13 protein-coding genes are annotated in these 10,910 nt (G+C 73.2%); 3 read left to right on the forward strand and 10 right to left on the reverse strand.

The genetic code is table 11. From position 1 onward, the window contains the following. Positions 1-208 precede the first annotated feature (208 nt). The 4 genes from GTW43_RS36400 to GTW43_RS36415 form a co-directional block, all read right to left on the reverse strand. Positions 209-424 carry an I78 family peptidase inhibitor gene (locus GTW43_RS36400; RefSeq protein WP_161306247.1) on the reverse strand — a complete coding sequence of 72 codons (216 nt, stop codon included), beginning with the start codon at positions 422-424 and terminating at the stop codon, positions 209-211. A 359-nt stretch (positions 425-783) separates the two neighbouring features. Continuing rightward, a complete protein-coding gene (locus GTW43_RS36405; RefSeq protein WP_161306258.1) occupies positions 784-1,557 on the reverse strand; it encodes a hypothetical protein in 774 nt (257 codons plus the stop codon). Positions 1,558-1,628: 71 nt separating this feature from the next. Continuing rightward, a complete protein-coding gene (locus tag GTW43_RS36410; RefSeq protein ID WP_161306248.1) occupies positions 1,629-2,876 on the reverse strand; it encodes a glycosyltransferase family 4 protein in 1,248 nt (415 codons plus the stop codon). Positions 2,877-3,126: 250 nt separating this feature from the next. Beyond that, positions 3,127-3,687, reverse strand: a complete 561-nt coding sequence (locus GTW43_RS36415; RefSeq protein WP_161306249.1) for a transglycosylase family protein — start codon at positions 3,685-3,687, stop codon at positions 3,127-3,129. A 183-nt stretch (positions 3,688-3,870) separates the two neighbouring features. Here GTW43_RS36415 and GTW43_RS36420 point away from each other — a divergent pair, with 183 nt between their 5' ends. Together GTW43_RS36420 and GTW43_RS37795 are read left to right on the forward strand one after the other, a co-directional pair. Then, the gene (locus GTW43_RS36420; protein WP_161306250.1) at positions 3,871-4,662 is read left to right on the forward strand and encodes a hypothetical protein; all 792 of its coding nucleotides are present in this window, start codon (positions 3,871-3,873) and stop codon (positions 4,660-4,662) included. A 191-nt stretch (positions 4,663-4,853) separates the two neighbouring features. Continuing rightward, complete coding sequence (locus tag GTW43_RS37795; RefSeq protein ID WP_202502388.1) at positions 4,854-5,120, forward strand: hypothetical protein; 267 nt, start codon at positions 4,854-4,856, stop codon at positions 5,118-5,120. A 31-nt stretch (positions 5,121-5,151) separates the two neighbouring features. Here GTW43_RS37795 and der read toward each other — a convergent pair whose 3' ends face one another. The 6 genes from der to GTW43_RS36450 form a co-directional block, all read right to left on the reverse strand. Continuing rightward, positions 5,152-6,624: a ribosome biogenesis GTPase Der gene (gene der / locus GTW43_RS36425; protein WP_161306251.1), complete on the reverse strand. Its 1,473-nt coding sequence runs from the start codon at positions 6,622-6,624 to the stop codon at positions 5,152-5,154. A gap of 80 nt (positions 6,625-6,704) precedes the next feature. After that, positions 6,705-7,352, reverse strand: coding sequence for a lysophospholipid acyltransferase family protein (locus GTW43_RS36430; protein WP_161306252.1), 648 nt, complete (start codon positions 7,350-7,352; stop codon positions 6,705-6,707). After that, positions 7,349-8,029: a (d)CMP kinase gene (cmk, locus tag GTW43_RS36435; RefSeq protein ID WP_161306253.1), complete on the reverse strand. Its 681-nt coding sequence runs from the start codon at positions 8,027-8,029 to the stop codon at positions 7,349-7,351. The genes GTW43_RS36430 and cmk overlap by 4 nt, the downstream gene beginning before the upstream one ends. A gap of 103 nt (positions 8,030-8,132) precedes the next feature. After that, positions 8,133-9,218, reverse strand: a complete 1,086-nt coding sequence (locus GTW43_RS36440) for a prephenate dehydrogenase (RefSeq protein WP_161306254.1) — start codon at positions 9,216-9,218, stop codon at positions 8,133-8,135. Beyond that, complete coding sequence (aroH, locus tag GTW43_RS36445) at positions 9,215-9,577, reverse strand: chorismate mutase (RefSeq protein ID WP_161306255.1); 363 nt, start codon at positions 9,575-9,577, stop codon at positions 9,215-9,217. The genes GTW43_RS36440 and aroH overlap by 4 nt, the downstream gene beginning before the upstream one ends. A gap of 153 nt (positions 9,578-9,730) precedes the next feature. Beyond that, positions 9,731-10,171 (reverse strand): YidB family protein, encoded by a 441-nt coding sequence (locus GTW43_RS36450; protein ID WP_161306256.1) that lies wholly within the window; start codon positions 10,169-10,171, stop codon positions 9,731-9,733. Positions 10,172-10,286: 115 nt separating this feature from the next. Here GTW43_RS36450 and GTW43_RS36455 point away from each other — a divergent pair. Further along, on the forward strand, positions 10,287-10,910 hold a 624-nt coding region (locus GTW43_RS36455), incomplete at its 3' end, for a nucleotidyltransferase domain-containing protein (RefSeq protein ID WP_161306257.1).

Genomic DNA, 10,910 nt, shown 5'->3' on the forward strand with positions numbered 1-10,910 from the left:
GAGCGCACCCCGGCCACCCCGACCGGCAGCCGCCGCCCCGCCACCGAGCGGGCCGGCCGGGTCGGCACCCTCAAGGGACGGGGGGAGCTGCGCGAGCAGCCCCAGTGACGGCGGGCCCCGGTACGCACAGCCGGCCCGCAGCCGAAGGGCCCCGGAACCATCTGGTTCCGGGGCCCTTCGCGTGCTCCGCGGTCTCGGTCCGCGCCGCTCAGCCCTTCCAGGAGCGGGTCACGGTGCCGTCCGTGACCTCCAGGTTGAGGCGTCCGGCGAGGTACTCCATCGTGATGATCGCCCCGGGCGGCAGCCGGCGGACGGTGGACCAGCCGCGGTCGCGCGCCTGGGTCTCGGCCTGCTCGGCGTCGAGTCCGACGTAGCCGTCGGGGCTGTCCTGCGGGTCTGCGGGCGGGGTCGGAACGGTTGCCATGCGGCCCACCGTAGGCGGTCCGCCCGGGCGGCGCCAGGCCCGTCCCGGCGGCCGCCGCGCGTTCGTACGGTCACGCTTTCGTCACAAGATCACGACAGCTGTTCGCTTCGAACTCCCTCACACGATCGGGCGGTTCCGCACTTCCGGCGCGGGTAATCCGGACGGCCTGCGGGTGAATTCCAGATGGCCGGAGCGCTGAATTCCGTAAGGCCGCGAAGCGCTCCGGCGAGCGCATCGCCCCCGATTTTCCGACCGCCCCCGGAATGTCGAATCCAGCGGCGAAGGAAGCGAGTTGAGCCCCACCGGAATTCCGCCGCGGGGAACACACGGGGGAATCCGCCGGGGAAACCGACGCGGGGTCAGACGGCGGCGACGCGGACCGACAGGTCGTTGTCCACGGTGTAGTACGGGCCCACCGTCAGCTCCCGCCCGGCGCCGCTCACCCGCACCGCCGGATAGGTGAAGATCGGCTTCTTGTCGGCGATGTCGTCGAGCAGCCGGGCCACTCTCACCTGCACGCCGTCCTCCCCCGCGGGACGCACCCACAGGTCCCAGGCCCCCTCCTCCAGCTCCGCGTACGCGAGCCGCAGGGTGAACTCCGCGCCGTCCGTGGACAGCTTCCCGGTCGCGGTCCGTCCGGCCGCCCCGCGGGAGCGCAGCTCGGCGCGGGCCCCGGCCGTGAAGGCCGTCCCGTAGAGGCGGCCGCGCACGGTCAGCTCGTCCCCGTCGATCAGCAGCTCGCCCGCCTCGGCGTGCGGGGTGCGCAGCCAGCTGCGCACCGAGAGGTTGCCGTGCTTGGTCGCGTACGGGATGCGCACGGCGACATGGCCGCGCGAGCCGCTCGGCGCCCGGTCGAGCAGCGAGCGCAGGTCGTTGACGCCCGGCGTCAGCCGCACCGGCTCCTCCCCCGCCACCTGCGCGTAGGCGTCCCAGCGCCCCTCGGGCAGTCCGACCCCGATGGGCAGCGAGGCCCGCAGCCGGCCGTCGCCGGCCGGGGCGAGCGGCAGCCGCACCTCGTCGCCGCGCGCGCGGTCCGCCAGCACCAGATGGGCCGGCGCGGGACCGCCGTGGTCCGAGACGTCGAAGGTGAGACCGCCCGCCGAGTCGGCGATGCAGTCGGCGCGCGGCGGCATGGCGGCGGTCCTGTCGTCGGGCCCGGATGCGGGTGCGGGTACGGGTGCGGGTGCGGGTATGGCCGGCGATGTCATGCGATGGTCCCCTTCGCCTGCGAGGTGAAGACGTTGCGTACGGCGTAGGCGCCGTCGAGCAGGGAGCCGCGGGCCCGGTGCAGCAGGCCGACACGGCCGCTGCGCGCGGTCAGGGAGCCGAACAGCGTCTCGTAGCGTTCGGCGATCCGCGCCGGGTCGAAGCGTGCGGACTCGGAGAGTGCGCGGGCGGCCATCCGCCGGCGCAGCTCGTCGTCGTTGATGAGCTCGAGCAGGCCGCCCGCGATCGCGTCGACGTTGCCGACCTCGACGAGCCGTCCGTCGACACCGTTGTCGATGATCTCGCCCGGACCGTGCGGGCAGTCGGTGGCGACGACGGGCAGTCCGCAGCGCATCGCCTCGACGATCGTCATGCCGAAGGACTCGAAGGTGGAGGTCACCGCGGCGACGGAACCTTTCGCCCACTCGGGCTCGATCGGGTTGGCCGGACCCATCAGGAACACGTGGTTGTACAGGCCGAGCTGGTCGATGAGGCGGCGCAGCTTGTCCTTCTGCTTGCCGCCGCCGTAGATCCGCAGCCGCCAGTCGGGCCGCTCGGCGCGCACCTTGTCGAAGGCCTTGATCAGCAGGTCGTACCGCTTGACCGGGGCGAGCCGGCCGGCCGCCACGACCCACTTCTGGTCGCCGTCGGCCGGGGCGACGCCGGGCGCGGGCACCGGGTTCGGCATGGCCGCGATGCGGACGCCGGGCAGCCGCATCCGCTCGCGGTAGGCGCGCGCGTCGGCCTCGGTCGTCGTGGTGAGCGCGTCGAGCCGCGGGTAGACACTGCGCAGCTGCCGCACGAGCGCGGGCGAGTGGGTGTCCAGCGTGAGGTGCTCCTGCCCGATGCGCAGCGGACCGCGCCGCGTCTCGCGCGCCAGGTGCACGTTGAGCCCGGGGCGGGTGCCGACGACCACGTCGGCCTCGACCGAGCCCAGGTGCTCGGCGATGCGCCGGTCGGTGAGCGCGCTGTACTGCGCGTACCGGCCCTCGGCGCGCGGGAAGACGGTGGCGGACCGGTGGTAGTCGGGGTGCTCGCCCTCGTAGCCGGGGGTGCCCTTGCGGAGGTCGACGAGGTGTCGCACCCGCACGCGCGGGTCCGGCGCGAAGACGGGCTCCTCGCGGTGCCGGAAGACCGACACGACCTCCACGTCGTGCTGCTCCGCCAGCGTGTTGGCGAGGTTGTACGTGGTGCGGATCGTCCCTCCGATCCCGTACGCATTGTGAATCAGGAAAGAAATCTGCATGCGTCCCCGTACCCCGTATCCCCGTATCCGACTGTTCGTCACGGACCGTCCGAGGTCAGACTGAACGGTCACATCAGTCTGAACAGCCCGGCTCCTCCGCCTACCGCATGGTTAGACAGGGATGCCCTGACGAGGGTTGTTCTTCATCATCATCTTGTTCCAGAGCCGTTGCCGGATCGGTAGCCGCAATCGGGAACCTTTTCGAGTCTCGCCTCGTCGGACGACGCGAGGGCGATCCGGAGGGGACGGTTCAGGGGAGTCTCAGCATCGTTCCGACGACGAGCCGGTCCGGGTCGGGGCCGATCGCCTTGCGGTTGGCCTTGTAGAGCGCCTGCCAGCCGCCCGGGACCCGGAGCCGGGCGGCGATCGCGCCCAGGGTGTCGCCGGGCTGCACGAAGTGGGCCCGGCCGCTGAGCCCGTACCGCTTGGCGCACACCGGCCAGGCGCCCCAGCCCTGCCGTCGCACCACCTCCTCGGCGACCGTGATCTGCTCCGCGCGGGTGGCGAGGTCGGCGCGGGGCGCGAACTTCAGCCCGCCGAACTCCTTCCAGGTCGGCTGCCAGAACTGCAGCCCGCCGTAGTAGGAGTTGCCCGTGTTGGCGTTCCAGCGGCCGCTGGACTCGCAGTCGGCAAGGCAGTCCCACGGCCACTGGCCCTTGGTGCAGGCGCGGGGCGCGCTCAGTCCGCCCGGTCCCGGGGCGGGGGGCGGGACGGACGCGGCGACGGCGGGAGCGAGGTCCAGCGCGAGCAGGACGCCCAGCAGGGCCGTCGCGCAGCGCCGGGCGGCCGGCGTCACGGGGATCAGGTGCATCGCGTCACCGTAGGCAGCGCCCGCCCTGCTCAGGACCGTGCCGCGCCGCTCCCCTGGCGGCCCCACCCGGTCGGCCGACCTGCGGGTTTTTCCCCCGGCTCGCTCCGGTGCGTGACCCGGGGCACCGGTCACCCGTTGTTTCTGCATCAGCACTCACAGCGAGACGATCCTGAGGAGCCCCCCGTGCTGCGCTTGCTCGACGTCAGTGACGACGTACGCGCCGAGATCGGCGACGAAGAAGCCGACCGGCTGCTCGCCGGGGAGAACGCCCCGGGCAGCTACGACTGCACGTCCTGCCGTACCCCGGGCGACACCGGACAGGAACGGACCAGCACCGTCCTGTTCGTCGGAGACGAGACCGCCGTGCTCGCCTTCGCCCATGCCGCCTGCCTGCCCTCGCAGGTCGTCCAGGTCGCCGAGGACCAGTTGCAGGGCGCCGTCCAGTCGCTCGGCGGGGCCGGTCAGGGCGCGACGCCGCAGGCCGCGGAGGCACCCCCGGCCCAGGCCGTGCTCGGGGTGACCAGCGGCCTGATCCTGGTCAACGGCGATCTGCACCCCGCGCTCGTCGTGGAGCCGACGGGCCCGATCTCCCGGCCCGGCGTCGACGGTGGCGGCGACGACTTCCTGCCGCTCCTGATCGAGCAGGGCTTCATGCCGGTGCCCGAGTTGACGCAGGCGCCGCGCTCGCTGCCCGGCTGGTCGGTGCTCCTCGCGATGGGCCAGCTGCACGCCGTGCTGCAGCCGGGCACCGGCGGCTCCCCGCAGCAGGTGGCGTGGTGGCAGGCGCACCAGCCGCTCGTGGTCACGGAGGGCTGGCGCACCGCGGCGAACAAGACGCAGACCGTGCTCGTGTTCGCCGCCCCGGTCGGCTCGATCGGCCGCCAGCCGCGCGAGGACCTGCTGCGCGACGCGCTCGACAAGGCCGCGGCCGACGGGCGTCTGGTCGCGGCCGCGATGCCGCTCGCCGGCACCTGAGCCGTCCGTTCGCACCGGCGCGGCAAACCGACCCGGATCCCCGCGAATCCGCCGGTCACGTCACTGTTCCCCGCAAATGCGGTGAGTTCAGGGCGCATCCGACGGGGGGTCCGGGTCGTTGGCACGTCGTGCACCCATACGAACTCACCTCAGCCCCGCGGCGTCAGCCGTACCCGACGCCGATCCCGGCCATGCGGCCCGCCCAGCCTCCCGCGGGCAGCCGCTCGGCCACCCCGATCTACGACGCGCTGTACGCGGAGTACCGCCGCTCGTTCCGGGCGCTGCCCGGCGACCGCAGCGGCGAGGAGGAGCTGGGGTTCACGTCGTTCACTGCGGGGTTGTACGCGGCGCGGCACCACGCGCCGCCCCGGCTGTACGGAATGGACAGCGGGCGGCAGTCCGGCCTCGGAGCCCCGCTCCACGCCGCACTGCCGCCCGCTCCACGCCGCGAGCACTAGGGCCCGCTCCGCCGGTGGGTTCCTCCGGCGGTTACTTCTTCTTGCCGCGCTTCTCGCGCACCCGTACGGAAATGTGGATCGGCGTCCCCTCGAACCCGAACTCCTCGCGCAGACGCCGCTCCACGAAGCGCCGGTAGCCCGCCTCGATGAACCCGGAGGCGAACAGCACGAACCGCGGCGGCTTGGTGCCCGCCTGCGTGCCGAACAGGATGCGGGGCTGCTTGCCGCCGCGGACCGGGTGCGGGTGGGAGGCGACGAGCTCGCCGAGGAAGGCGTTCAGCCGGCCGGTGGGGACGCGGGTCTCCCAGCCGTCCAGCGCCGTCTCGATCGCCGGGACGAGCTTCTCCATGTGGCGGCCGGTCCGCGCCGACACGTTCACCCGGGGCGCCCAGGCGATCTGACCGAGCTCGGTCTCGATCTCCCGCTCCAGGTAGTAGCGGCGCTCCTCGTCGAGGGTGTCCCACTTGTTGAAGGCGACGACGACGGCGCGGCCGGCCTCGACCGCCATCGTCACGATCCGCTGGTCCTGGATCGAGATGGACTCGGACGCGTCGATCAGGATGACCGCGACCTCCGCCTTCTCCACGGCGGCGGCGGTGCGCAGCGACGCGTAGTAGTCGGCGCCCTGCTGGAGGTGGACGCGCTTGCGGATGCCCGCCGTGTCGACGAACTTCCAGGTGACGCCGCCGAGTTCGATCAGCTCGTCGACCGGGTCGCGGGTGGTGCCCGCCAGCTCGTTGACGACGACGCGGTCCTCGTTCGCCACCTTGTTCAGGAGCGAGGACTTGCCGACGTTCGGGCGGCCGATCAGCGCGATGCGGCGCGGGCCGCCGACGCCGGCGCCGCCGAAGGTCTGGGCCGGCGCCTCGGGCAGGGCCTCGAGCACGGCGTCGAGCATGTCGCCGGTGCCGCGGCCGTGCAGCGAGGAGACCGGGTGCGGCTCGCCGATGCCGAGCGACCACAGGGCCGTGGCGTCGGCCTCGCCGCTCGGGCCGTCGACCTTGTTGGCGCACAGGACGACGGGCTTCTTGGCCTTGCGCAGCAGACGGACGACGGCCTCGTCCGTGTCGGTGACGCCGACGGTGGAGTCGACGACGAAGACGACGGCGTCGGCGGTCTCGATCGCGTACTCGGCCTGGGCGGCCACGGACGCGTCGATACCCAGGACGTCCTGCTCCCAGCCGCCGGTGTCGACGACCTTGAAGCGGCGGCCCGCCCACTCGGCCTCGTAGGTGACGCGGTCGCGGGTGACGCCGGGCTTGTCCTCGACGACGGCCTCGCGGCGGCCGATGATGCGGTTCACGAGCGTCGACTTGCCGACATTGGGCCGGCCGACGACGGCGAGGACGGGCAGCGGGCCGTGGCCCGCCTCCTCGATCGCGCCCTCGACGTCCTCGACGTCGAAGCCCTCCTCGGCGGCGAGCTCCATGAACTCCGCGTACTCCGTGTCGCCGAGCGCGCCGTGCTCGTGCTCGGGGCCCTCGGGCTGGATCTGGTCGTTCATGAAGTCCGTACCTCGTCGTTCATTCGTGGTGATCGGTGCGTCCGCCCCGACGGGGGCCGGTGCACTACTGAAAGTCTCGCTCAGCGCCCGGTCAGGCGCCTGGCATGGTCCAGGTGGGCGGTGAGCCGGTCCTGGATGCGCACGGTCGCCTCGTCCAGCGCCTTGCGCGTACGCCGCCCGCTGCCGTCGCCCGCCTGGAAGGGGTCGCCGAAGACGACGTCGACCCGGCTGCGCAGCGGAGGCAGTCCCTTTATCAACCGTCCGGGCCGCTCGGTGCTTCCCAGGACGGCGACCGGGACGATCGGCGCCGCGCCGCGCACCGCGAAGTACGCGAGCCCGGCGCGCAGCGACGCGAAGTCGCCCTCGCCACGGGTGCCCTCCGGGAAGATCCCGAGCACGCCGTCGTTCTTCAGCACGTCGATCGCGCGGGTGACGGCGGTGCGGTCCGTGCCGGAGCGGTCCACCTTCACCTGCCCGATGCCGTCGAGGAAGCGGCCCAGCGGCCCGAAGAACGCCTCCTGCTTGATCAGGAAGTGCGCCGGGCGCGGCGCGACGCCCATGACCATCGGGCCGTCGATGTTGTGCGAGTGGTTGACGGCGAGGATCACCGGGCCGGTGGCGGGGACCCGCCAGGAGCCGAGCACGCGGGGCTTCCACAGCCCGTACATCAGGCCGACGCCGATGCGTCGCCCGACCTCGGCGCCGCGCTCTGAGGGAGCCTCGCTCACTTGGAGGCCCGCTTCTCCTCGACGAGGGTGACGACGCACTCGATGACCTGCTGGAGCGTGAGCTCGGTGGTGTCGACCTCGACGGCGTTGCCGGCCTTGGCCAGCGGCGACGTCTTGCGGCTGGAGTCGGCCCGGTCCCTCTCGACCAGGGCCTGCTGGGTCGCCTTGACGTCGGCGCCCTTGAGCTCGCCGGAGCGGCGGGCGGCGCGGGCCTCGGGCGAGGCGGTCAGGAAGACCTTGAGGTCGGCGTCGGGCAGCACGGTCGTACCGATGTCGCGGCCCTCGACGACGATGCCCCGCCGCGCGGCGGAGGCGATGGAGCGCTGCAGCTCGGTGATGCGGGCGCGCACCTCGGGGACGGCGCTGACGGCGCTGACCTTGGAGGTGACGTCGGTGGTGCGGATGGGCCCGGCCACGTCGGTGCCGTCCACGGTGATCGTGGGGGCGGACGGGTCGGTGCCGGAGACGATCTCGGCCTTGCCGGCCACCGCGGCGATCGCGGAGGGGTCGGTCAGGTCGATGCCGTTGTTCACCATCCACCAGGTGATCGCCCGGTACTGGGCGCCGGTGTCCAGGTAGTCGAGACCGAGCTGCGCGGCGACGGCCTTGGAGGTGCTCGACTTGCCCGTGCCGGAGGGGCCGTCGATGGCGACGATCACGGCTGCCGGGGTTTCCATGAGTGACGGACACCTTTCTCAGTGCACGGGGGCATGCGTACGGGGCGCGGACACGCCCCGTACAAGGTTACTGGCTCCGGACGGCGCCTCTGACGGCCGCCCGCTACTGCCGCATGGCCCAGCCGCGCTCGCGCAGGGCCGCGGCCAGCTTCGGCGCGGCCGCGGGCTGCACCATGAGCTGGATGAAACCGGCCTGCTGCCCGGTGGCGTGCTCGATCCGCACGTCCTCGATGTTGACCCCGACCGCGCCGGCGTCCGCGAAGATGCGGGCGAGCTCGCCCGGCTGGTCGGAGATGAGCACGGCGACGGCCTCGTACGCGGCGGGGGCGGCGCCGTGCTTGCCGGGCACCCTGGCCTGGCCCGCGTTGCCCCGGCGCAGCACCGTCTCGACGCCCTCGGCGCCCTTGAGGCGCTCGCCGTCGTCGGCGGACTGGAGCGCGCGCAGCGCCCGTACGGTCTCGTCGAGGTCGGCGGAGACGTCGGCGAGCAGGTCGGCGACCGGCCCCGGGTTCGCGGAGAGGATGTCGATCCACATGCCGGGGTCGGAGGCGGCGATCCGGGTCACGTCGCGGATGCCCTGGCCGCACAGCCGCACGGCGGTCTCCTCCGCGTGCTCGAGCCGGGCGGCGACCAGGCCGGAGACGAGGTGCGGCATGTGGGAGACGAGGGCGACGGCCCGGTCGTGGGCGTCGGCGTCCATGACGACGGGCACGGCCCGGCACAGGGCGACGAGCTCCAGCGCCAGGTTGAGGACCTCGGTGTCGGTGTCCCGGGTCGGCGTGAGCACCCAGGGCCGCCCCTCGAAGAGGTCGGCGGTCGCGGCGAGCGGTCCGCTGCGCTCCCGGCCGCTCATGGGGTGGGTGCCGATGTACGCCGTGAGGTCGAGGCCGAGCGCCTCGAGCTCGCGGCGGGGGCCGCCCTTGACGCTGGCGACGTCGAGGTAGCCGCGGGCGACGCCCCGGCGCATGGCGTCGGCGAGCTGGTGGGCGACGTGGGCGGGCGGCACGGCGACGACGCACAGGTCGACGACGCCCTCGGGGGTGTCCGCGGTGCCGGCGCCGAGCGCGGCGGCGGTACGGGCCTGGCCGGGGTCGTGGTCGGCGAGGTGCACGGTGACGCCGCGCGAGGCGAGGGCCAGGGCGGCCGAGGTGCCGATGAGGCCGGTGCCGATGACGAGTGCGGTTCTCACTGGGCGATGTCCTTGCGCAGGGCGGCGGCGGCACCGAGGTAGACGTGGGCGAGCTCGGACCTGGGGCGGTCCGTCTCGATGTGCGCGAGGAGGCGGACGACGCGCGGCATGGCGCCGGCGATGTCGAGCTCCTGGGCGCAGATCAGCGGGACGTCCACGATGCCGAGGCCGCGGGCTGCCGCCGCGGGGAAGGCGGAGTGCAGATCGGGGGTGGCCGTGAACCAGATGGAGATCACGTCGTCGCCGCTCAGGCCGTTCCGCTCGAGGACGGCGGTGAGCAGCTCGCTGACCTGCTCGTCCATGTGCCCGGCCTCGTCCCGCTCCAGCTGGACCGCACCCCGGACCGCTCGTACCGCCACGGTGTCACTCCTAGATCCTGCGAACTGCGTACCCCTCCGGCGCACGCTCTGCCGTCGCCCAGCGTAATCGGGGTGGTGCAGGCGGACGCGCGGCGCCCGTCTGTCGAGACGGGCACCGCGCGTGCGCGGCACTGCGCGGATCGAGGATCCGGGTCAGAGGCGCTGGTCCTTGACGAGGTCCTCCAGCGAGGCGCCGGCCTGCACCTGGCCCTCGGGGGTGAGCTTGTCGACGACCTGCGGGAGCTGGGAGGCCACCTGCTGGGCCGCCTCGTCGCGGCTGACGCCCGCCTCGGCGGCGACCTTGTCGAGGGTCTCGTCGGGGACGGCCTGCTTGACCTGCTCGGGGCTGAGCGGCTGGTTGTCCCCGGTGCCGACCCACGAGTCGAGCTGCTTCTGGTCGACGAGCCCGGACTTCGTGATCATGTCCATCAGCCCGCCGAGCGGGCTGGAGCCCGCGGAGCCGCCGCCGGACTTGCCCGCGAGCACGCTCTGCAGCAGCGAGCCGAGGACGTTGGCTCCTCCGCCGCCTGCCGCGCCCTGCCGGCCTCCGCCGAGGAGACCGCCGAGCAGACTGCCCAGATCGTTTCCTGCCATGAGCCTGCGCCTTTCGGAGTACGCATCGGAGTACGCACGGAACGGGACCTCCTCAATGTCACCCGTGCCGCCCCCTGCCGCCACTCGGTGCGGTCGGCGCTCATAGGCTCCGGGGATGGAACCGGAACTCCTCGTGCGTGATCACACGGTCTACTCCTGCGTCATGGGCTCGCGCGCGTTCGGCCTGGCCACCGAGGCGAGCGACACGGACCGGCGCGGTGTCTTCGTGGCGCCGACGCCGCTGTTCTGGCGGTTCGAGAAGCCGCCGACGCACGTGGACGGGCCGGCCGATGAGCAGTTCTCGTGGGAGCTGGAGCGGTTCTGCTCGCTGGCGCTGCGCGCGAACCCGAACGTCCTCGAGTGCCTGCACTCGCCGCTCGTGGAGCGGACGACCGAGACGGGACGTGAACTCCTCTCCCTGCGCGACGCGTTCCTGTCCCGGCAGGCGTACGAGACGTTCGCCCGGTACGCGCTCGGCCAGCGCAGGAAGCTGGAGGCGGACGTGCGCACGCACGGCGCCCCGCGCTGGAAGCACGCCATGCACCTGCTGCGGCTGCTGATGACCTGCCGCGACCTGCTGCTGACCGGGGAGCTGACGCTGGACGTGGGCGAGCAGCGCGAGCCGCTGCTCGCGGTCCGGCGCGGCGAGGTGGCGTGGCCGGAGGTGGAGCGCCGGATGAACCGGCTCGCGCAGGAGGCCGAGGCGGCGCGGGCCCGTACGGCGCTGCCCGCGGAACCA

Source organism: Streptomyces sp. SID5785 (assembly GCF_009870065.1).
GTDB lineage: Bacteria > Actinomycetota > Actinomycetes > Streptomycetales > Streptomycetaceae > Streptomyces.